Genomic DNA, 22482 nt, shown 5'->3' on the forward strand with positions numbered 1-22482 from the left:
GCCTTCGCCTTCGCTTTGGCCTTTTCTTCTTCCGTTACTTCTTCTATTCCTTCTCTTTTTTGCTTCGCTAACGCCGCCGCTTTTGCTTTTGCGACCGCTGCTGCACGTCGCTTTGCTTCTTCCACATTTATATCATTATTTTTTGGTAGCGCTTTCTCTTTTTCTCGATTTTCTTCCTCAAGTTTACTTATTTCCGCATCATGTTTCGCAACAAGACGCTTTCTCGCCTCTTCTTTTGCACGTCTAGCCGCTTCTCTTTTCAAATCCTCTAAGTCTTTGTTTGGATCACTCATTTATTCGTCACCTGCTTTCCCGTCTTGGCCTCGTAACGAATTTTTTCTTTCAATTTATTAATTCCATAAATTAAAGCAGCGGGATTTGGTGGGCAGCCAGGAATATACACATCAACTGGTACAATTTGATCTACACCTTTCACAACAGCGTATGAATTTACATATGGACCACCTGCTGTCGCACAAGATCCCATTGCAATAACCCACTTTGGTTCAGGCATTTGATCATATAAACGCCGAACAATAGGAGCCATCTTCTTCGTTACCGTTCCCGACACAATCATAACGTCCGATTGCCTTGGTGAAGTCCGAAAAAATGACCCAAATCGATCTAAATCGTAATGCGATGAACCTACTCCCATCATTTCAATTGCACAGCATGCCAGTCCGAATGTCATCGGCCATAAAGAATTGCTACGTGCCCATCCTTTCAACTGTTCCAATGTAGAAAAAAAGATATTTCGTTCTAATTCCGCTCGCTCATTTGGATGTAATTCCTCAAAATTTATAACCATTGTAACACCTTCTTTTTCCAAGCATACGCTAATCCAACTAGCAACATTACAACAAAGATGAGCATTTCAATCAGTGCAAATAAACCGAGCTTGTCATATGCAACAGCCCATGGATATAAAAATAAAGTTTCTACATCAAAGATGACAAACAATAAAGCAAAAATATAATAACGAGCATGAAACCGAATATTTGCATCATGAAAAGGCTCAATCCCACTCTCATACGTCGTCGCTTTCGCTTCACTTGGTTTGTTTGGACGCAGCATCCTTCCTAATGTAAGAGCCACTACCGGCAGCAATATGCCTAATAGCAAGAAAATCAAAACGATCATATAACTATTTTCATATACACTTGCCATTGTGAAACCCTCCCCCCTGAATTAAGAACAAGTTCACTTAGTAAACAATATGTCCTAGTTGCAGTAATTATTATTTTTAAATTTTTCTAAATAATGCAACTATTTTAATCATTATAGCAAACTTCAAATTCCTATGTCGATATGTTGGGGATAGAAACGAGAATTATTAAAATCTATTTTTATAACTCGCTATACCTGTGCAAAATAAGTATAGAAATTATATATGTTTTTCAAGAAACAATAAAAAATAAAAAGAGGAATTTATATGTATATACCGTGGGTGAGATAAATGAAAAAACAAACACATGTAAGTATTCTTATAAGCATTATATTGTTGTCTATAGTAATTCATTACGTGGCAATGCCTTTTCTATATGAATACTCATTTCCTTTTCAAGTATTAATTGGGATGAGTACACTATTCATTGATATTATCGCTTGTAGTTATATACTTTATTTTTCAAACATGAAAGAAGGGTTACCTCGTTTATTTTGGACCATATTATCTGTGGGAACCCTCTCTTATTTCATTGGTGATATCGTTGTTGCCTATCAACGTTTAATTTTAAAGGACTACTATACATTCGTTGATCCATCCGATTTTTTTTACCTACTTTTTTTAATTAGCTTTGCATTTGCCTTTCTATATGAAATCATTTATAACCGAGGTTTATTAGAAAAGCTTTTTATGATATGTGACATTTGTATCATCGTTACAGCCCAATTTACTTTAAGCTACTACTTACTTATTGAACGAACCATTCACGTTTTTACAACATCCTATGTCGACATATTCGTTCAACTTATCTATCCAATGGCTGATTTACTCTTTCTTCTCATAGGAATCAATCTGTTATTCAAGCCATTATCCTTATTACCCAAAAAAGTTGGTGCGCTTCTTGGCAGTGCTTTAATTTTATATGCTACTACAGACGCGATTTATGCTTATATCAAATACTTCACACCCGAGTATTCTATGTTTACAGTTACCCCTCTCTATCAAGTAACTTTAGTACTAGTAGCAATCGCCTGTATTCTGCATACAAAAGAACCTGAAAAACAAGAGCAAGTACTATTAACACCTAAACTTGGGGAATCAATCAGATTATCATTACCTTATATTTCTGTAGTCATGCTTATTGTTTTTATATTAGTTGAATACGTTTTTGCACCTATTGTAGTAATTGGACTTATGATAACTTTCTCCTTCGTTCTCATACGCCATAGTTTAGTTAGAAAACAAAATAAAATATTATTGCTAGCCCAAATGCAATTCAACTTAGAACTCGAAAAACAAATTGAACTACGTACAGAAGATTTAGTAGATCAAAAAAATGAACTATATCATAACCAACAAATGTTTAAATCTTTATACGAGCATCATCCAGATCCAATCTTCACACTAGATCTATACGGTAACTTTCTTAAAGTGAATAACGCTGGTACTACTTTGCTCGGTTATCAAACGAATGAATTATTAAATCAGCCTTACTATTCACTTATGTATGAAGAAGATTTGGAAGAAATCATTAATGCCTTTCATCGCGTAAAAAAGGGGAAATCTATTTCTTTAGAAATACGGGCATATCATAAAAATAGAGATATTTACTACTTGCATGTTACAGCTGTTCCTATCTTTTTAAAGAATCATATTTCTGGGGTTTATTTAATGATTAAAGATATTACGGAAAGCAAACAACAACAAGAACAAATTAATTTTTTAGCATATCATGATACGTTAACAGAACTTGCAAATCGCCGCGCATTTCATCAATATGTAGAACAAGCAATTGCTCGATCCGAAATATCAAAAAGGCCTTTTGCTGTTATGTTTCTCGACCTAGACCGCTTTAAGGTTATTAATGACACCCTCGGTCATAGGGTTGGAGACCTTCTATTAATTGCAGTAGCAAAAAGACTCGAAAGAATATCGACACCAAATATGAAGCTTGCCCGGCTAGCTGGGGATGAGTTCACAATCCTTATCGAAAATTATAGAAAAAGACCAGATGTACAAAAAATAGCTGATACGATTGTAGCAGCCATGAACGAACCATTCGAAATTGAAAATCAGCATTTACAAATCTCACCGAGCATCGGAATTGCAATATATCCTGAAGCAGGTGAAGATCCATTGTCCATTTTACAACATGCTGATATGGCCATGTACGAAGCAAAAAATAAAGGAAAAAACGGTAGCTCTCTGTACACGAAAGAATTGTATAAAAAAATGGAACGAAAGGCTCGAATTGAAAAAGATTTACCACTCGCTTTAGTAAACAAAGAATTTTATCTCGTCTATCAACCACAAATCGATATTACGACGAAAAAGATTATTGGCTCTGAAGCATTAATACGCTGGAAACACCCGCTCCTAGGTGACATTCCGCCATGTGAATTCATTCCAATTGTAGAAGAGACTCCACAAGTCATTCCACTCGGTCATTGGGTATTAAAAGAATCTTGTCGCCAGTTAAAAATATGGCATACTTTCGGCTACACAGATTTAAGAATAAGTGTGAACTTATCAGCAAAAGAGTTCCAGCAAGATAATTTAATCGAGAACATTTCACAAATAATAACAGACGTTAACGTCAATCCAAGGTATGTAACACTTGAGTTAACAGAACGAATTGCAATGATTGATGAAAAAGAAACATTATCAAGACTAAAACAATTAAAGGAATATGGTATTCAAACGTCCATTGATGACTTCGGTACCGGCTATTCTTCTCTCGCTTATTTATCAATTTTCCCTATCGATACATTAAAAGTACCGAGAGAATTTACACAACTAGCCGATCATAGGCCGGAAGAGCGAGCTATCGTTTCCACCATCCTTTCCCTTGCAAATACTTTAAACCTTTCTGTCGTTGCCGAAGGAATTGAAACAGAAAAACAGCTTAAGTTTCTACAAAAGAACAACTGTAAATATATGCAAGGTTACTATTTCAGTAAACCACTTACTAGTCATCAATTTATAAAATTTCTACAAAAAACACCCAGTATGAACCAATAGCTCATACTGGGTGTTTTTATAATGTCGGAATTTTTTTTTCGTAATATTCCTCTGCAATTTCTTCATAAAAAGCTGCTGACGTCGTATAAAAATATGGAATTAGCCATAGGAATCCAATTCCTAGTGTAATACAACTTAATATAAACCAACCAATAAAACTTAAACATAAAATGAAATACTCCATCTTATGTCCATCCATCATACGACGACTCTCTGTAATAGCTTGATTTATAGAATACTCAGGATGATCATTTATAATAAAGTACGTCATCGCATAAGAAAATGATTTAATAATGCCTGGAATAATAAATAGTAAAAACCATAAGAAAATATAAATGTTTACTACTATATATAATAAAAATGCCTTGATAAATTTACTTCCTTCTGTAAACCATCTGAATACATGCCCAATACGCGCTTCCTCATCACGAATGATATGCAGTCCTAAATAATAACCACCTAGCGTTAATGGACCTACCACCAATATTGTAATAATGTCTACTGAAAGTGAGCCATTTACTTCTTTCCAATTCCAAACCTGAGAGAAAATGAAATCAACACTAAAACTAAACACTGAAATAAGAATCGAAATCAGTAATGTTGCCCCGACAGCTAATCCCCATTTCCCTTCTAATGAATCTAGCGCTTCTCCTTTTAAATCACTAATCATAATTTTCCTCCTATACGTAATAATTCTATTAGTATAGCATGTTCCTACTACAATTCATCTTTTGAAAGATAGCGATAAAAATGTGCTGTCGTTGTGCTCACGTACGGACTAAGCCAAAGAAAACCTATTCCAAGTGTAAGAATCGATAAAATCGCCCAACCTATAAAGCTCAGCCATAAAAGGAATAAATCTAACTTATGTCCCTTCATAAGATGCTTACTTTTTTTCATTGCCTGTGAAACACTATATTCTGGTTTTTCAACCATCACATAATATGTCATCGAATATGAAAAATACAGAATAGCCATTACAATAAACGAAATAGCTAATAAAACAAAGAAAACGATTATGAACGATGGATTTGCATTCTCATCAAAAAAAACTAATGTCCCAAACACAATCATTCCTAACATCGGCACCCATGCACCTGTATATAACAAAATTGCAACCATAGCCCACATTGTTTTCATCATTCTTTTAAAACCACGAAATCCTTCAAACAAATAATCCACTCTAGCATCTTCTCGTTTACTTATTTGCAGAAACACATTCGTATAACCGTATGAGGTAATACCATAAGCTGCATAACTTAAAATTATTATAAGACAATAAAAAATTCCAAACGTAATCACAGCTACAATTTCCATCGCTTCTTCTCCAATTGAACCGATTGAAATAGACGCTAAAAGAAATATTATAACTCCTGGGATTAATAGTATAAGCATTATAGCCATTGAAACGACGTAACTTATAATATGATATAAAATCGTTGATCCAACACCTAGTCCCCAATTTCCCTTTAAAGAGTGCAATGCTTCTCGTTTCATTTCACCGATCATTTATTCATCTCCTTTATAAATTGTTGTACATTCTCTACTTATACAAGCATCAATATAATTATACCATTTTTGTAAAATTATCCATAAACTACACAAAAAATCCGTAAAGGCAAAGCCTTTACGGATTTTTTATTTCATATCAGAAACGTTTAAACGGTTCACGGCACGTTGTAATGCCATTTCTGCACGTCTAAAGTCAACATGTGCTTGTTTATCTTGCATACGTTGCTCAGCACGACGCTTCGCTTCATTTGCACGATGGATATCGATATGGTTTGCTTCTTCAGCAGATGATGATAATACAGTTACTTTATCTGGACGAACTTCGATAAAGCCACCACTTACTGCTACATAATCAGTGTGTCCACCGTTTTTCAGACGAACTGCACTAATTTTTAATGGTGCAACAGTTGGAATGTGACCTGGTAAGATCCCCATTTCCCCACTCTCTGCTTTTACACTTACCATCTCTACTTCTTTTTCGTAAACCGGTCCATCAGGAGTTACAATACTGACTGGAAATGTCTTCATACTTCGTCCCTCCTAAGGCCTTACGCCATCATTTTCTTCGCGTTTTCAATAACTTCTTCAATGCCACCTACAAGACGGAATGCATCTTCTGGAAGGTCATCATATTTTCCTTCTAGAATTTCTTTGAAACCACTAACTGTATTTTTTACAGGTACGTAAGAACCTTTTTGACCTGTAAACTGCTCAGCTACGTGGAAGTTTTGAGATAAGAAGAATTGAATACGACGAGCACGATGTACAACTAACTTATCTTCTTCAGATAACTCATCCATACCTAAGATAGCAATGATATCTTGAAGCTCTTTGTAACGTTGTAAAGTTTGCTGTACTTGACGAGCCACTTCATAATGCTCTTCTCCTACGATTTCTGGAGAAAGTGCACGAGATGTAGATGCTAATGGATCTACGGCTGGGTAAATACCCATTTGTGTTAAACGACGCTCTAAGTTTGTTGTTGCATCTAAGTGAGCGAACGTTGTAGCTGGTGCTGGATCCGTATAGTCATCGGCTGGTACATATACCGCTTGGATAGACGTGATAGATCCTTTATTTGTAGATGTAATACGCTCTTGTAATTGACCCATTTCTGTTGCAAGTGTCGGTTGGTAACCTACCGCAGATGGCATACGACCAAGAAGGGCAGATACTTCAGAACCTGCTTGCGTGAAACGGAAGATATTATCGATGAACAGAAGTACGTCTTGTCCTTGCTCATCACGGAAATGTTCAGCCATTGTTAAACCTGTTAATGCAACACGTTGACGTGCTCCAGGTGGCTCGTTCATTTGTCCGAATACCATCGCAGTTTTCTTAATTACGCCAGAATCGCTCATTTCGTGGTATAAATCGTTACCCTCACGAGTACGCTCACCTACACCAGCGAATACAGAGATACCACCGTGTTCTTGTGCGATGTTATTAATTAATTCCTGAATTAATACCGTTTTACCTACACCGGCACCACCGAATAGACCGATCTTACCACCCTTAATGTAAGGAGCAAGTAAGTCTACTACTTTAATACCAGTTTCAAGAATTTCTACTTTAGTAGATAATTCTTCGAATGCAGGTGCTTGACGGTGAATTGGATCACGACGTACATCGGCAGGAACCTCACCATCTAAGTCAATTGCATCACCTAATACGTTAAATACGCGACCAAGTGTTGCATCACCAACTGGTACAGAGATTGCTTTACCAGTATCTTCTACTTCTGTACCACGAACAAGTCCGTCTGTGGAAGACATTGCAACTGTACGAACTGTATCATCACCTAAATGAAGTGCAACTTCAAATGTTAAGTTAATGCTTGTTCCGTTTTCGTTGCTTTGTTTTACCGTAAGGGCGTTGTAGATTTCTGGTAGCTTTCCGCCATCAAACTTAACGTCTACAACCGGACCCATGATTTGCGTAACGCGCCCTTTATTCATCGGGTTCCCTCCTAGCTTTCTTTTAATTAGCCAACTTGCTACGAGCAGTTAGCTTTTAATTTTTTATTGGTTTATAGCTTACGCGACTCTTTTGAAAGAGCCGCTTCCGCTTTTTATTGAATCTAGTTCCAGCGGCTAGAACAGTCGGTCATTTCGCGCCTTCCTACGAGGCAAAAAGCGCCTCTTTGTCAGGAGCTCCAATGCCCTCCTGTTCTGGACGAGCCGCTTCCACTTTTTATTACTACTCTAACGCTGCTGCTCCACCAACGATTTCCGTAATTTCTTGCGTAATCGCTGCCTGACGCGCACGGTTGAATGAAAGTGTAAGTGAATCGATAACTTCCATTGCATTGTCTGTAGCACTCTTCATTGCTGTCATACGCGCTGCGTGTTCACTTGCTTTACCGTCTAGTAATGCACCGTACACTAAGCTTTCTGCGTATTGTGGCAATAGTACTTTTAAAATCTCTTCTTCAGAAGGTTCGAATTCATAAGCTGTCGTCGGTTTGTCAGACGCCACATCAGTAAGCGGTAAAATTTTATTTTCCGTTACTTCTTGTGAAATTTTACTTACGTAATGGTTGTAGTAAATATACAGCTCATCATAAGCACCATCTGCGAACATCGCAATTGCTCGAGAAGCAAGGTCTTTAATATCAGTAAATGATGGGTGGTCAGATAATCCAACTACTTCATCAATGATGTTAAAGCCGCGACGTTTTAAATAATCACGTCCTAGTCGGCCAAGCACAATAATTGAATATTGGTTTGAGTCCATATTATGACGTTCACGAATTACGTTACTCACTGTACGTAATACGTTACTGTTATAACCACCTGCTAGTCCGCGATCAGATGTAATAACGATGTATCCTGTACGCTTTACAGGACGCGCATTTAGCATCGGATGATTAATTCCTTTACTTCCTTGCGCAATGCTCGCTACTACTTCTTGAATCTTTTCCATATACGGAACGAAAGATTTAGCATTTTGCTCTGCACGGTTTAACTTAGATGCAGATACCATCTCCATCGCTTTCGTAATTTGACTCGTTTTCTTTGTCGAGTTAATCTTCGCTTTTATATCGCGTAAAGATGCCACAGGTTTTCACCACCTTTTTTCCGGAAGTTGGCACGATTAGTAAGAATTCTCTTCCTAATCTACGTTGCAAGATATTCTTGCTCATGATTGAAGGAAAAGAATAGGTGCACCTACTCTTTTCCTTTACATAACCGTCAGCAATCTCAAAACTTGAGATGCTTTTTATATATTATCTAGCTCCAGCGGCTTGAACGAGCCGCTTCCGCTTTTATTATTCAGAAGCTACGAATACTTTTTTAAATCCATTAATAGCTGCTGCAAATTTGTCGTCATCCGCAAGTTTCTTAGTTGTGCGGATTTCTTCTAATAAGTCAGTCGCATTAGAATCTAACCAAGCATGGAATTCTTCTTCGAAACGAGTGATATCTACTACTGGGATATCATCTAGGAATCCACGTGTTAAAGCATAAAGAATGATAACTTGTTTCTCTACACGTAACGGTTTGTGTAATCCTTGTTTTAATACCTCAACAGTACGAGCACCACGGTTTAGTTTCGCTTGAGTTGCTTTATCCAGGTCAGAACCGAACTGAGCGAACGCTTCTAACTCACGGTAAGATGCAAGGTCAAGACGAAGTGTACCTGATACTTTACTCATTGCTTTAATCTGAGCAGATCCACCTACACGAGATACAGAAGTACCCGCATCGATCGCTGGACGTACGCCAGAGAAGAATAGGTCAGATTGTAAGAAAATTTGTCCATCCGTAATAGAAATTACGTTTGTTGGGATGTAAGCTGATACGTCCCCTGCTTGTGTTTCGATGAAAGGTAGTGCAGTTAAAGAACCGCCGCCTCTTGCATCACTTAATTTTGCTGCACGCTCTAATAAGCGAGAATGTAGGTAGAATACATCCCCTGGATATGCTTCACGACCTGGAGGACGACGTAATAGTAATGAAAGCTCACGGTAAGCCGCTGCTTGTTTTGATAAGTCATCATATACTACTAATACGTGTTTACCATTGTACATGAACTCTTCACCCATTGTTACACCAGCATAAGCAGCTAAGTATAATAATGGAGCTGGTTGAGAAGCTGATGCAGTTACAACGATTGTGTAATCTAATGCACCGTGCTTACGTAGTGTTTCTACTACGTTACGTACAGTTGATTCTTTTTGTCCGATAGCTACATAGATACAAATCATATCTTCATCTTTTTGGTTAATGATTGTATCAAGTGCAACTGCTGTTTTACCTGTTTGACGGTCACCAATGATTAACTCACGTTGACCACGGCCAATTGGTACAAGAGCATCGATCGCTTTAATACCTGTTTGAAGTGGCTCATGAACAGATTTACGATCCATTACACCTGGTGCTGGACTTTCGATTGGACGAGTGTTTGTTGTATTGATTGGGCCTAAACCATCAACTGGTTGACCTAATGGGTTTACAACACGACCGATTAGTTCTTTTCCTACTGGTACTTGCATGATGCGACCAGTACGACGAACTTCGTCACCTTCACGGATTTCTGTGTAAGGTCCTAAAATGATAATACCTACGTTGTTTTCCTCTAAGTTTTGTGCTAGTCCCATAACGCCGTTAGAGAACTCTACAAGTTCACCAGCCATAACGTTATCAAGACCATGAGCACGCGCAATACCGTCACCAACTTGGATAACTGTACCAACATCACTAACTTCGATTTCAGACTGATAGTTCTCGATTTGTTGCTTTATCAGTGCGCTAATTTCTTCAGCTCTGATGCTCATGTGCTTCACCCCTATCTATTCTTCATTAATTCACGCTGAATACGTGCTAATTTTCCTTGTAAACTTCCATCATAAATGCGATTTCCAATACGTACTTTAATGCCGCCTAGTAAATCTTCATCTACAACATTTTTTACGCGAATTGCATCTTTTCCCGTTCTCTTTGCAAATGCTTCTGCAATGTTAAGCTTCTCTTCCTCTGATAGAAGACGAGTAGAATATACAGTTGCATCCGCTACGTTACGTTCTTCATTAGCAAGAACAACGTATTCATCTGCAATTTCAGGTAAGATATCAATGCGTTTGTTATCAATTAAAATATATAACGTATTTAAAATAGATTCAGAAACAGATCCGAATACGTTTGCAAGAAACGTTTTCTTTTGTTCCTTTGAAATGTTCGGTTGCGTTAAAAAGCTATGTAGTTCTCCGTTCTTTACATAAACGTTTTGTACAAGGCGTAATTCCTCTTCAAACATTTCTAATACGTGTTTTTCTTTTGCAATTTTAAAAAGAGCGACAGCATAACGTTTTGCTACAATCCCATTGCTCATCGCGCTTCTCCTACTTCTTTAATATAATCGCGAATTAACTTAACTTGATCTTCTTCTTTTAACTCTTTTTCAATTACTTTAGAAGCAATTTGAACAGATAAAGAAGCCACTTGTTCTTGTAAAGCAGCAATCGCTTGCTCTTTTTCGCGTTGAATTTCTTGTACAGCAGATGCTTTAATTGATTCTGCTTCTTCTTTCGCAGCAGCAACAATAACATCTTTTTGATCTACAGCTTGTTTTTTCGCTCTTTCGATTAACTCTTGTGCTTCAACACGCGATTGTTTTAACATTTCACGTTGTTCTTCTACTAATTTCTTCGCTTCAGCGTTACTTCTTTCTGCAGCGTCGATTTCATTAGTAACATGCTCTTCACGTTCTTTCATAATTCCCATTAAAGGACCCCACGCAAATTTGCGTAGCATTACTAATAGAAGTAAGAAAATGAACAATGTATAAGCAATCGTTCCAAATGGAATGGCAGCCCCTAATAATAAAGTTGGCACAAGGATTCACTCCCTTCAAAATATCTAAATTGATCATATGAAAAAAAAAGACATACGTTTCATCCATAAAGCAATGGCGAAGAAAGTTCGGAAAAACACTCTTCGCCATCTATGTAAGGGGAGTCTCCCTTATTTGTTCATTACGATGAATGCAATAACTACACCGATGATTGGAAGTGCCTCAACTAAAGCAACCCCGATGAACATAATTGTTTGAAGTGCGCCTTTTAATTCTGGTTGACGAGCAACACCTTCGATTGTACGTGATACGATAAGACCGTTACCAATACCTGCACCTAATGCTGATAAACCAATTGCAATTGCAGCTGCGATTACACCTAAACTCATTTAATTTGTCCTCCTTTGTATTATAAAAAAATATTTTTTTCTTACTTAAATTATATTAATGGTCATGGCTTACTTTATGAGCCATATAAACCATCGTTAACATAACGAAAATAAATGACTGGATTGATCCAACGAATACACTGAATCCCATCCATGCTAACATTGGTACAAGCGCACCTAATGCTCCAAGGACTGTCGTCCCGCCTAACTTAGCAAGTAATCCTAATAAGATCTCACCTGCATAAATGTTACCGAATAAACGAAGACCTAACGTTAATGTGTTCGCAAACTCCTCAATAACCTTTAATGGGAATAAGAATTTCATAGGTTGGAAATAACCTTTTACGTATTCTTTCGTACCCTTCATCTTAATTCCATAATAATGGGTGAGGGTAACTACCATCACGGCTAATGTTAATGTAACTGCTGGATCAGACGTTGGTGATCTCCACCATGCAATATGTTCGCCAGCCTCAACTGTTGAATACATGAATGGTAAACCAAGGAAGTTCGATACGATGATAAACATGATAAGCGTAACGCCAAGCGTTAAGAAACGTCCACCTGTTTTCCAGTCCATCGTACTATTGATAATCCCTTTCACGAAGTCAAACACCCATTCCATGAAGTTTTGCATCCCGGTTGGGCGAAGGGCTAAACTGCGAGTTCCGATAACAGCGATTAAGAAAACAATAACTGCTGCTACAGTAACCATCATAACTGATGACAAATCGAACGTTAAACCTAGAAATTCAACTAATTTACCGTGTTCCACTAGTAATTCACCTCTCTTCCCTGCTCTTATACTCTAAATAAAGAAAATCTATGATCATGACAAGGTATCCTGTCAGCAATCCTACACCTAGGCCCCACATCGCAATTAACTCTTGATATTTGGCTGCAAATAAAATTAATAACCCAATCGTGGCGAATCTTGAATATGTACTTACCGCTGTCGCCTTAAACTTCACGTTTTCTCCATTTGTTACGCGATCCAACAGCTTGTCTGTTCTACGTGCAATGATGCGCAAACTAAGAAAACTGAAAATCGTTCCGATAATCAGCCCAAGAAATACATCCTTGTAAGAGGTGAATCCCCATCCTAGCACTAGAAGCGCAAGCAAGTAGTACATATATTTCTTTTGTCTTTGGACAAGTCCATGTACGTCTATCATCATTGCTCTCCCGAATAGTAATGTCGAATGAGTCGAATCATTGCGTATATCCCTGTTCCTAATCCGAGTAATAACCCTATAATAAGAAACAATGGAAACGTTCCAACCTGATTATCAATCCACTGCCCACCAAAGATCCCAATAAGAATAGAACCGACTAACTGAGCAAGAATACCTGACATTAAAGCATAAGCTTTTATATGGCTGCGATCGTTTTTTTGCAAGGATTCATCCCTCCAATATGTAACCCTCATTCACGATGTGTTAATAATAACTCATTTTTTTGCATAAATCCTATACAAAATAAAAAGTTTACATTTTCGTCACGGAATAGATGTATTTTTGTCACTGAAAGCCCTACCATCTATCCCCGTTGTTAGCATACAATAGGGTATTAACAGTGTCAACGAGAAATCGTAAAAAATCAAAAAATTTGAGTATCAGGTATTTCCTCCCAAAAATGAAAACGTTACCCTTCTAAATACTGGTTATGGATATGCAATTTCTAACAGTTTTCTATTTATAATAGAAGAGAATGTTCACAAGTTTGTCACTATTATATTTTTAAAATATAACGCTTCCCTTCCATATATAGTGTTTGCTAGACGTAAGACTTCTATATTATATGTGATGTGTATACTACTTATGTTGTATATAACCTGTATATTTATCTCCCTCCCCTACTTACTCGGAACACACAAAAAAAAACGAGAAGGGAATCCCCTCTCGTCAGTTGTCTTACTTCGTTCCGAATAAACGGTCACCAGCATCACCAAGACCTGGTACTACATATCCGTGGTCATTTAATTTCTCATCTAATGCTGCTACATAAATATCAACATCAGGATGTTCTTCTTGTACTACTTTTACTCCTTCTGGAGCTGCAACGATACACATTAATTTAATTTGTTTTGCACCGCGCTTTTTCAGAGAGTTAATTGCTTCAGCTGCAGAACCACCTGTTGCTAGCATCGGATCTAGTACGATAAAGTCACGCTCTTCTACATCCGTTGGAAGTTTCACATAGTATTCTACCGGTTGCAATGTTTTAGGGTCACGGTATAAACCAACGTGTCCTACTTTTGCTGCTGGAATTAATTTCAGAATTCCATCAACCATTCCTAAACCTGCACGTAAAATCGGAATTAAACCAAGCTTTTTACCAGCGATCACTTTTGTTGTCGCTTTGCTTACAGGTGTTTCAATTTCAATGTCTTTAAGTGGAAGATCGCGAGTAATTTCGAAAGCCATTAAACTTGCTACTTCGTCCACTAATTCACGAAAATCTTTCGTACCTGTATTCTTATCGCGAATATATGTAATCTTATGTTGAATTAACGGGTGATCAAATACATACAGTTTTCCCATGTGAATCTCTCCTTTAGATGATATTCATGCGTTTACACGCTTTTTTACACTATTTACGATTGTAAAGAAAACGCTACTAATATTCAAGGGCAAATTTGGCAAAATCATGATTTTACGATGAATCTATCTAGTATCTTTACCAATTATGGGAGCTGTATCCTTCATTATATCGCCAAAATTTATTCATCCTTTGTATACATACTTAAAGAGCAATATATGTCCAAAAAAAAACTGCCAAAACAATTACGTCTCAGCAGTCTTCTTTAATCTATTATAGGTCTGTGTACATTGGGAATTTGCTCGTTAACGCTTCTACACGCTTACTTGCTTCTTCTAATGCAGCTTCATTTTCATGATTTTTTAATGTGTAAGCAATAAGTGACGCAATTTCATCCATCTCTTCTAAACCGAAACCACGAGATGTTACAGCTGCCGTACCGATACGTACACCGCTTGTTACAAATGGGCTTGCTGTTTCAAATGGAATTGTATTTTTGTTCACTGTAATACCAACTTCATCTAATACGTGCTCTGCTACTTTACCTGTGATTTCTAAGTTACGAACATCAATCAGGATTAAATGATTGTCTGTTCCACCAGAAACAAGTGTAAGTCCTTCTTTTTGAAGACCTTCAGCTAAGCGGTTCGCATTATTAATGATATTTTGTGCATATGTTTTAAAATCATCTTGTAGTGTCTCACCAAATGCAACAGCTTTTGCAGCGATTACATGCATAAGTGGACCACCTTGAATACCAGGGAAGATTGATTTATCAATTTGTTTTGCAAATTGCTCTTCACATAAAATCATACCACCACGTGGGCCACGTAATGTTTTATGTGTTGTCGTTGTAACGAAATGTGCATGTGGTACTGGGTTTGGATGTAAACCAGCAGCTACTAAACCAGCGATATGTGCCATATCAACCATAAAGTATGCACCCACTTCATCTGCAATCTCACGGAATCGTTTGAAATCGATAACACGAGGATATGCACTTGCACCTGCAACGATTAATTTTGGTTTATGTTCTTTCGCTTTTGCTAATACATCATCGTAATTAATACGGTGAGATTCAGCATCCACGCCATATTCTACGAAATTATATTGTACTCCACTGAAGTTAACAGGGCTTCCGTGTGTTAAGTGACCACCATGAGATAAATTCATACCAAGTACTGTATCGCCTTGCTCTAAAATCGTGAAGTATACTGCCATGTTCGCTTGTGCACCAGAATGCGGTTGAACATTTACATGCTCTGCGCCAAAAATTTCTTTCGCGCGATCACGTGCGATATCTTCCACTACGTCTACGTGCTCACAGCCACCATAGTAACGTTTTCCAGGATATCCCTCAGCATACTTATTCGTTAAAACAGAACCTTGCGCCTCCATTACTGCTTCACTTACGAAGTTTTCCGAAGCAATTAACTCAATCTTTGAACGCTGTCTTCCTAGTTCTGCCTCAATTGCAGCAAATACCTTTTCATCTTGACGTTTTAAATGATCCACCAAAATCCCCCTTTTCTGAACGAATTACATCGATTCCCAATAGTTTTTTCTCATTTATTCAGAAAAAACGAAAATTCAGGTTGTAATTCTTTCGAACCTTCATGTTTTCAACTACATTCTAACATGACTTTCTATATCATAAAAGAAAAAAAAGACCGAAAATCGGTCTTTTCTTTCTTCTATTATAAAGTCAGACTACATACCTTTTATCTTTCGATATAAAGCTATTATGCGACTTTATAATTTTTCATGTCTAACGGCAAGAGATAGTCTCTTCCTTCGCCGCATAAACAGCACGTGCTCCACCAATTAGTTTTCCACGTGTTGTCGCCATCGTTACATGCGCACTTCCAATTTCCTTCACACTTGTACGAACCGGAACAGCTACATGCTTTAAATGCATACCGATAAATGTATCACCAATATCCATTCCTGCATCTGCTTTAACAAACTCAATTACTACCGGTTCTTTCAAATTATGATAGGCATATGTTGCTAATGCCCCACCTGCTGATCTAACAGGCGTAACTGTTACAATTTCAAATTGATATTTCATCGCCAACTCTCTCTCAACTACTAAAGCACGGTTTAAATGCTCACAACATTGAAACGCCAACTCAATACCTGTTTGTTCTTGAAATTGTTTTAACTCAGAAAAAATCGCCTCTGCTACTTCCATCGTTCCTGATGTTCCAATTCTTTCTCCTAGCACTTCGCTCGTGCTACACCCCACTACAAAAATTTGACCACTTTGTAATGAAGCTTGTTCTTGGAAATTAGAAAGCGATATTTGTAACTGTTCTCTTACCTTTACGATTTCTGTCATTACGCCTCTTCCTTTCACAGGTTGGTTCACCAAATTATATTTCATACTGCTTCTAGTTAGAATCTATTACTTTGTTTCGTATGTTTTAATTTTTCCTACGCGGTTTTCGTGACGACCACCTTCATAGTCAGTTGTTAACCAAATTTTTGCGATGTCACGTGCTAGACCCGCACCAATTACACGCTCGCCCATTGCTAGCATGTTCGTATCATTATGCTCTCTCGTTGCTTTCGCACTGAAAGTATCATGAACTAATGCACAACGAATACCATTTACTTTGTTTGCTGCAATTGACATACCGATGCCTGTCCCACAAACTAAAATACCACGATCTACTTCGCCATTCACTACCATTTCCGCTGCTGGAAACGCAAAATCAGGGTAATCAACAGAACCAGCTTCACATTCACAACCTAAATCAATATATTCAATATTTAACTCTTCTAATAAACTTACAAGTTCTTTACGGATATTCATACCGCCGTGATCAGATGCTACTACTACTTTCATTTTTACCCCTCCAAAGTTTCAATCAATTATCTTCATTTCTCACTCGTTACCTTAATGGAACGAAGTGATCTCCAATATCGTATTATACACGAAACATCAACCCTCTGAATGTTTTTTCAGTAAAGTTTGTACAAGTTTTTCCATCTCTTCTAACGTTTCTTTATAAATAGAAAGTGCCCCGCCAAACGGATCTGAAATATCCTTACTTATCCCCTCAGTTACTCCATATAATGTATCTACTTTCTTTTCAACACTCGGATAATGCCCAAGTACAATTTGCTTATGGTTTTCCGTCATTGTTACTACAATATCTGCCCAATCGATTAAAGCTTCATTTACCTGCTGCGAAGCATGATTGATTGCAATTCCCTTTTCAGCTAAAGCTTCCTTTGCATATATCGACGCATCACTACCAGGATAGGCGAAAACACCAGCAGATTGCACTTCAAACTTACCTTCTCCATAATGACGAAGTAACGCCTCAGCCATCGGGCTACGGCATGTATTTCCAGTACAAATAAATAACACTCGTTTCATCCAAACCCACCCCTTTTCTTCTTTTTCCTACCTTTCATCATAACGTACATAAGAATAGAAAAAAAGAAATGTGAATATACAAAAGACGCATTTCTCTTATATTTTTTCTAAGAAAAATGCGCCTTATCCACATATATGTGAAACCCTATTTCCAAGTGCCTAGAGTATTTTAACATACATAGCAAGCGTACTACAAAACAAAATAAGGAATCCATTTCATACGAAACGGACTCCTCTTTTACAATAATTATTTCATTGTAACTTTCATTACTTCTGTTGAACCTTTTGTAGCTGTTACACCTACAGTTGTCTTAATAGACTCAGCTGCATCTGTGTTTGTAATAACGATTGGAGTAATTGTGCTTTTCGCTTTTTCACGAATTAATTCTAAGTCGAATGAGATTAATTTATCTCCAGCTTTTACAGCTTGGCCTTCAGAAACGTGAGCTTCGAAACCTTCGCCTTCCATTTTTACAGTTTCTAATCCAACGTGGATTAAAATTTCTGTACCGTTTTTCGCTTTAATTCCGATAGCGTGTTTTGTGTGGAATAATTGTACGATTTCACCATCAACTGGAGATACAACTACACCTTCAGTAGGATCGATTGCAACACCGTCACCCATCATACGACCTGCGAATACTGGATCTGGTACTTCTTCAATATTTTTCACTGCTCCAGTTAATGGAGCTACGATTGTTTCTTCATTTGTTTTTGAACCAAGACCGAATAATTTTTTAAACATAGGATAGTCCTCCTTATAATTTACCTAAAAGTTTATAGGGCAATCTCTATTAAAGATCGAAATAAACGTAAGACCTCATACTTCGAATATTATACTGTAAAAACGCTTTCGAAATAAATTACGTCATTACTACTAGACTCTTATTGTAGCGCCTCACAAAATTCCAGTCAATTCTGATTGTCTGAATAACAATAAGAAGTTAACTTCTACTTATATTTTCTCTTTTTTTACCCAGCTTGTCTAGAGGTCTTGACTACATTTTGTTTTTTGTCGCTAATTTGTAAAATTAATTTCAAACTTTTTTCGAAATCCGCTTGACTAAAGTAAGTAACTATTTTATTATTACTTACATAAGGTAAGTTAATAACTTTTAGGAGGTTTTTAAAAATGATGGATTTCGGTCTTCTTATTATTCGTCTTATTATAGGTATTACATTCATGGGTCATGGTGCTCAAAAATTATTTGGTTGGTTCGGCGGTTACGGTTTAAAAGGAACTGGTGGCTGGATGGAATCAATTGGTTTACGCCCTGGTGTATTCATGGCATTTATGGCTGGCGCAACTGAATTATTAGGTGGTTTCTTATTCGCATCAGGTATTTTCACTGCAGTTGGTTCATTATTTATCGTTGGTACAATGTTAATGGCAATCTTCACTGTTCACGGAAAAAATGGTTACTGGGTGACACAAAACGGGTATGAATATAACTTAATGTTAATTGCCGTTGCGATTGGTGTAGCTTTAATCGGACCTGGCGCATATGTGTTACTTTAATATGTCTCATTAAACTCTTAATCCCCCAAGAAAACAACTTGGGGGATTTTATCATTACTTACACTTATAATTTTTTATTAGAAAAATCCACCTCTTCTCATTGAAGAAATTTTTAAATTCCAATTCATAGGACAACCCCCAGTCACACTAAAAAACCAAACATATGCTATTTAGTAGTAAATATAATAGGAGGGAAAAATCTTATGAAAAACCATGATAAAAAACTTCTAGAAGAAGACATGGATCCAACTAACGAAAATGATAATGAAAGCAAAGTAAAAGCAAAAGCCAAAAACAAAAATAAGAATAAAAACAATAATAATCTTGCTAATCAAGGTGGACAAGCTGGTCTCGAATTAACAGCGTCTGGCGGTGGACAAATTAGCGGAAAAGGTGGAACAAACGTAAGTCAAGGTGGACAAATAGCTAAAAAAGGCGGACAGAATGCGAATCAAATGGGACAAGTGGCTAGAGAAGATAGTGAAAATATAATCAAGAAAAGCGAATTTGAAGCAGGTGTTGCCGACAGCGAAGAAAGCGCTGACGAAAATATTTCAACACCAGCGGAAGATGAGCTTTAAGCTGAGCAGAAAAAAAGATAGGAGCGAACATTCTTATGGCGAACCGTCGTTCTCAAAAATATAAAAACAATAGCACAAAGACAGAAACAGCCTCCTCCTTTAAACTCAGCAAAGATGACCTTCCAATTGAAATTCACATCCATGTCAACATTTACAACTATAATGATAATAACAATAACCTTGCAAATCAGGGCGGGAAGGCTGGTTTTACAATAACAGCGGATCGAAATGGACAGATCAGCGGAAACGCAGGAACAAATGCTAATCAAGGTGGACAGATTGCCAAAAAGGGTGGACAAAACTCGAGACAAACAGGACAAGCTACTAAAGAAAATAATGAAAATAAAATTCAAGAATCACGTCCTACACTTTTTTTACCACCGTTCTCTTAATTAGCAACACTTCCATTTCTAAAACTTTCGCTTTACCTTAGTTCCATCCTTGTTTGTCATTTATAAGTTAAATCCTTATTTGGCCTATAAATGACAAACATATTTTATGACTTCAAAATATTAATGCTAATTCTTCCGAGCTTATGTGTCTTTAGCCTATTTACAAAAATGCAAAAAAAATATTTTTCCAGCAGGAGTTTTCCACTAGCATCTTGTAAACAAACAATAAGTCGTCATATTCAGAAAGGGGATTTCAAACATGTTATCCATTAACCCAAACGAACAAACAGAAAAAGAGAATTACAAATTATTAACAGGAAGTATTATCCCACGCCCTGTCGCATTCGTTACTTCTGTAACAAAAGAAGGCGTATTAAACGGAGCACCATACAGTTATTTCAACATCGTCGCTGCAAACCCACCACTTATTTCCGTTTCTGTGCAACGGAAAGCAGGAGAAAGAAAAGACACTTCCCGAAATGCAATTGAAAAAGGTGAATTTGTCGTACATATTTCTGATGAATCTTACGTAGGAGCAATTAACGAAACAGCAGCTAATCTTCCGCCAAATGAAAGTGAAATTGAACTAGCGAAACTAACACCAATCGAAAGTGATGTCATCTCCGTTCCAGGTGTAAAAGAGGCAAATATTCGAATGGAATGCATACTAGAACGCGCAATCCCTCTTGGCGGAACAGAAGACTCACCAGCTTGCGATCTACTGATCGGACGCGTCGTTCGTTTCCACGTCGCAGAACACCTATACGAAAATGGACGCATCCATGCAGAAGGACTAAAACCAGTAAGCCGCCTAGCAGGACACAACTACGCAAAACTAGGAGAACAATTTGAATTGGTTAGGCCAGTTTAAAAGTGGAAGTAGCCCGTTTAGCGCTGACCAGCTAAGGTTCTCTCGCACAATAGGTGCTTTTTACCTTTCGTGCGGGAGGTTCTTAGATGCGAAGAGCTGGCCACTGGAACTAGATATCAACCTAAAAGCGGCAGCGGCTCGCAGGAAAACGCGAAGCCACGACCATTCTTGCCGCTTTCATCACCCAGACATAAAATCCCCCGCTAAAAAGCGGGGGATTTTTTTTTATAATTCTTCCTTTTTTTCCTCTAATGCAGGTAACTTCTCTTTTTTAGGTTTACCAAGCTTTATCACAAAGAAATATAAAGAAAGTAACGTAATAAGAAAAACAATTAAAAATGGATACGGAGAATAAAAGGCACGCGCCGCCTCCGTTTTTCCTGCAACAAACTTCAATGACTCAATATCTAAAAACTCAGCAAACATTTGTACACCGAGCATACTAAACCAAAAAACAAAAAAACTAATAATAATACCAAAAACTTGCTTCAATCTCGTCATTCATCTCATCCTTTCTATATGTGTAATTTTTTAGCGCAATGAGTATAGTACAAACAAAACTATGCACAGAAAGGAACCATCCTACCATTCGCGAATTAACTTCATCCAACCTAAAATTGAAATTTGCAAAATAATACCCAAAATTATAAGTCTTCTTATCCATCGAGGAAAGAAGGTTAAAAACTTAACATACCATTCCAATAACCTGTTCATAACGCCCCCCTCCTTAAAATTATATAGGAAAAAGGAGATATAATCCAAATCCAACCAAAATGATACCGCCTACTATCTCACCATATGTACCGAGCATATCTTTCGCATGTCTACCAATTAATAAACCAATCCACGCTAATAACATACTAACAAATCCAAAAAGTAATATCGTAATAATTGTCTGTGCTCCGTAAATACCAAGACTAAGCCCTACTGAAAAACTATCTATACTAACGCCAAATGCAAATACGAATAAGCTAATTCCAATAGGGGCCGTTCTAGTCTCTTCATTCTCCAAAATAGAGGAATATATAATATAGAATCCTAGTCCAATTAATAAAATAGCACCTGCAAAATGTGCAATGTCTCCATACTTCTCTGATAAAAAACGACCTAATACCATCCCTATAAATGGCATAATAATATGAAATATCCCTATCGTCATACCGATATACAGGATTTGTCTTACCTTTAAGGTCATCATTCCCATGCCAAGACTCACCGAGAACGCATCCATTCCTAAGGCGAATGCCATAATTATTAAAGGTATTAGCTGTTCAAACGTCATTCATGTCCCTCCTCGGACGTGCTAC

General features: G+C 37.3%; 28 protein-coding genes and 1 pseudogene. 5 read left to right on the forward strand and 24 right to left on the reverse strand.

Annotated features, from left to right (window positions below):
* The 3 genes and pseudogenes from KVT31_RS30275 to nuoA all read right to left on the reverse strand — a co-directional run.
* Nucleotides 1–293, reverse strand: a pseudogene (locus tag KVT31_RS30275) (NADH-quinone oxidoreductase subunit C); the annotation flags it as partial.
* Complete coding sequence (nuoB, locus tag KVT31_RS14585; RefSeq protein WP_000236331.1) at nt 290–808, reverse strand: NADH-quinone oxidoreductase subunit NuoB; 519 nt, start codon at nt 806–808, stop codon at nt 290–292. The pseudogene KVT31_RS30275 and the gene nuoB, both read right to left, overlap by 4 nt.
* Nucleotides 799–1167: an NADH-quinone oxidoreductase subunit NuoA gene (nuoA, locus tag KVT31_RS14590; protein ID WP_088098492.1), complete on the reverse strand. Its 369-nt coding sequence runs from the start codon at nt 1165–1167 to the stop codon at nt 799–801. Before nuoA ends, nuoB begins: the two co-directional genes overlap by 10 nt.
* A 289-nt stretch (nt 1168–1456) precedes the next feature.
* On the opposite strand from nuoA, the gene KVT31_RS14595 reads away from it, so the two are divergent.
* A complete protein-coding gene (locus KVT31_RS14595) occupies nt 1457–4186 on the forward strand; it encodes a putative bifunctional diguanylate cyclase/phosphodiesterase (protein ID WP_088098493.1) in 2730 nt (909 codons plus the stop codon).
* A 16-nt stretch (nt 4187–4202) separates the two neighbouring features.
* Here the strand turns inward: KVT31_RS14595 and KVT31_RS14600 are convergent, their stop codons facing one another.
* From KVT31_RS14600 to KVT31_RS14690, 19 genes are all read right to left on the reverse strand, one after another.
* Complete coding sequence (locus KVT31_RS14600) at nt 4203–4856, reverse strand: DUF975 family protein (protein ID WP_088098494.1); 654 nt, start codon at nt 4854–4856, stop codon at nt 4203–4205.
* Nucleotides 4857–4903: 47 nt separating this feature from the next.
* Nucleotides 4904–5695 carry a DUF975 family protein gene (locus tag KVT31_RS14605; protein ID WP_088098495.1) on the reverse strand — a complete coding sequence of 264 codons (792 nt, stop codon included), beginning with the start codon at nt 5693–5695 and terminating at the stop codon, nt 4904–4906.
* Nucleotides 5696–5824: 129 nt separating this feature from the next.
* Complete coding sequence (atpC, locus tag KVT31_RS14610; protein WP_000847215.1) at nt 5825–6226, reverse strand: F0F1 ATP synthase subunit epsilon; 402 nt, start codon at nt 6224–6226, stop codon at nt 5825–5827.
* Between the two features lie 20 nt (nt 6227–6246).
* A complete protein-coding gene (gene atpD, locus KVT31_RS14615; protein WP_001032603.1) occupies nt 6247–7656 on the reverse strand; it encodes a F0F1 ATP synthase subunit beta in 1410 nt (469 codons plus the stop codon).
* Between the two features lie 241 nt (nt 7657–7897).
* The gene (atpG, locus tag KVT31_RS14620) at nt 7898–8758 is read right to left on the reverse strand and encodes a F0F1 ATP synthase subunit gamma (RefSeq protein ID WP_000157696.1); all 861 of its coding nucleotides are present in this window, start codon (nt 8756–8758) and stop codon (nt 7898–7900) included.
* A gap of 211 nt (nt 8759–8969) precedes the next feature.
* Complete coding sequence (gene atpA / locus KVT31_RS14625) at nt 8970–10478, reverse strand: F0F1 ATP synthase subunit alpha (protein WP_000027511.1); 1509 nt, start codon at nt 10476–10478, stop codon at nt 8970–8972.
* Nucleotides 10479–10489: 11 nt separating this feature from the next.
* Nucleotides 10490–11032 carry a F0F1 ATP synthase subunit delta gene (gene atpH / locus KVT31_RS14630; RefSeq protein WP_000064683.1) on the reverse strand — a complete coding sequence of 181 codons (543 nt, stop codon included), beginning with the start codon at nt 11030–11032 and terminating at the stop codon, nt 10490–10492.
* Nucleotides 11029–11535: a F0F1 ATP synthase subunit B gene (gene atpF, locus KVT31_RS14635; RefSeq protein ID WP_001142618.1), complete on the reverse strand. Its 507-nt coding sequence runs from the start codon at nt 11533–11535 to the stop codon at nt 11029–11031. Before atpF ends, atpH begins: the two co-directional genes overlap by 4 nt.
* A gap of 129 nt (nt 11536–11664) precedes the next feature.
* Complete coding sequence (gene atpE / locus KVT31_RS14640) at nt 11665–11883, reverse strand: F0F1 ATP synthase subunit C (RefSeq protein ID WP_000052064.1); 219 nt, start codon at nt 11881–11883, stop codon at nt 11665–11667.
* 55 nt (nt 11884–11938) lie between these two features.
* On the reverse strand, nt 11939–12658 hold the full coding sequence (gene atpB, locus KVT31_RS14645; RefSeq protein ID WP_088098496.1) for a F0F1 ATP synthase subunit A: 720 nt from the start codon (nt 12656–12658) through the stop codon (nt 11939–11941).
* Nucleotides 12659–12665: 7 nt separating this feature from the next.
* The gene (locus KVT31_RS14650) at nt 12666–13058 is read right to left on the reverse strand and encodes an ATP synthase subunit I (protein WP_000567600.1); all 393 of its coding nucleotides are present in this window, start codon (nt 13056–13058) and stop codon (nt 12666–12668) included.
* Nucleotides 13058–13282, reverse strand: a complete 225-nt coding sequence (locus tag KVT31_RS14655; protein ID WP_048560282.1) for an AtpZ/AtpI family protein — start codon at nt 13280–13282, stop codon at nt 13058–13060. The genes KVT31_RS14650 and KVT31_RS14655 overlap by 1 nt, the downstream gene beginning before the upstream one ends.
* A 26-nt stretch (nt 13283–13308) precedes the next feature.
* Entirely contained in the window at nt 13309–13422 is a 114-nt protein-coding gene (locus tag KVT31_RS14660; protein ID WP_000232961.1) for a DUF4024 domain-containing protein, read from the reverse strand.
* A 374-nt stretch (nt 13423–13796) separates the two neighbouring features.
* Nucleotides 13797–14426 carry a uracil phosphoribosyltransferase gene (upp, locus tag KVT31_RS14665; protein ID WP_000517539.1) on the reverse strand — a complete coding sequence of 210 codons (630 nt, stop codon included), beginning with the start codon at nt 14424–14426 and terminating at the stop codon, nt 13797–13799.
* Between the two features lie 271 nt (nt 14427–14697).
* Complete coding sequence (gene glyA, locus KVT31_RS14670; RefSeq protein WP_000349796.1) at nt 14698–15939, reverse strand: serine hydroxymethyltransferase; 1242 nt, start codon at nt 15937–15939, stop codon at nt 14698–14700.
* A gap of 253 nt (nt 15940–16192) precedes the next feature.
* Entirely contained in the window at nt 16193–16810 is a 618-nt protein-coding gene (locus tag KVT31_RS14675) for a TIGR01440 family protein (RefSeq protein ID WP_098342308.1), read from the reverse strand.
* Nucleotides 16811–16831: 21 nt separating this feature from the next.
* On the reverse strand, nt 16832–17275 hold the full coding sequence (gene rpiB / locus KVT31_RS14680; protein WP_088098498.1) for a ribose 5-phosphate isomerase B: 444 nt from the start codon (nt 17273–17275) through the stop codon (nt 16832–16834).
* A gap of 96 nt (nt 17276–17371) precedes the next feature.
* Entirely contained in the window at nt 17372–17812 is a 441-nt protein-coding gene (locus KVT31_RS14685; RefSeq protein ID WP_088098499.1) for a low molecular weight protein arginine phosphatase, read from the reverse strand.
* 247 nt (nt 17813–18059) lie between these two features.
* Nucleotides 18060–18557 (reverse strand): PTS sugar transporter subunit IIA, encoded by a 498-nt coding sequence (locus KVT31_RS14690; protein WP_000473666.1) that lies wholly within the window; start codon nt 18555–18557, stop codon nt 18060–18062.
* Nucleotides 18558–18944: 387 nt separating this feature from the next.
* On the opposite strand from KVT31_RS14690, the gene KVT31_RS14695 reads away from it, so the two are divergent.
* The 4 genes from KVT31_RS14695 (at nt 18945) to KVT31_RS14710 (ending at nt 21175) form a co-directional block, all read left to right on the forward strand.
* Nucleotides 18945–19331, forward strand: coding sequence for a DoxX family protein (locus KVT31_RS14695; protein ID WP_061680023.1), 387 nt, complete (start codon nt 18945–18947; stop codon nt 19329–19331).
* 203 nt (nt 19332–19534) lie between these two features.
* Nucleotides 19535–19912, forward strand: a complete 378-nt coding sequence (locus KVT31_RS14700; RefSeq protein ID WP_088098500.1) for a hypothetical protein — start codon at nt 19535–19537, stop codon at nt 19910–19912.
* Between the two features lie 35 nt (nt 19913–19947).
* Entirely contained in the window at nt 19948–20304 is a 357-nt protein-coding gene (locus KVT31_RS14705) for a hypothetical protein (RefSeq protein WP_088098501.1), read from the forward strand.
* A gap of 259 nt (nt 20305–20563) precedes the next feature.
* On the forward strand, nt 20564–21175 hold the full coding sequence (locus KVT31_RS14710; protein WP_088098502.1) for a flavin reductase family protein: 612 nt from the start codon (nt 20564–20566) through the stop codon (nt 21173–21175).
* Nucleotides 21176–21400: 225 nt separating this feature from the next.
* On the opposite strand, the gene KVT31_RS14715 is transcribed toward KVT31_RS14710, so the two are convergent.
* Nucleotides 21401–21676, reverse strand: a complete 276-nt coding sequence (locus tag KVT31_RS14715) for a DUF3935 domain-containing protein (protein WP_088098503.1) — start codon at nt 21674–21676, stop codon at nt 21401–21403.
* A 232-nt stretch (nt 21677–21908) separates the two neighbouring features.
* On the reverse strand, nt 21909–22457 hold the full coding sequence (locus KVT31_RS14720) for a manganese efflux pump MntP (RefSeq protein ID WP_071743641.1): 549 nt from the start codon (nt 22455–22457) through the stop codon (nt 21909–21911).
* Between the last annotated feature and the right edge of the window lie 25 nt (nt 22458–22482).

Origin of the sequence: Bacillus sp. GbtcB14 (genome assembly GCF_019091205.1) — a bacterium.
Lineage (GTDB): Bacteria > Bacillota > Bacilli > Bacillales > Bacillaceae_G > Bacillus_A > Bacillus_A cereus_AG.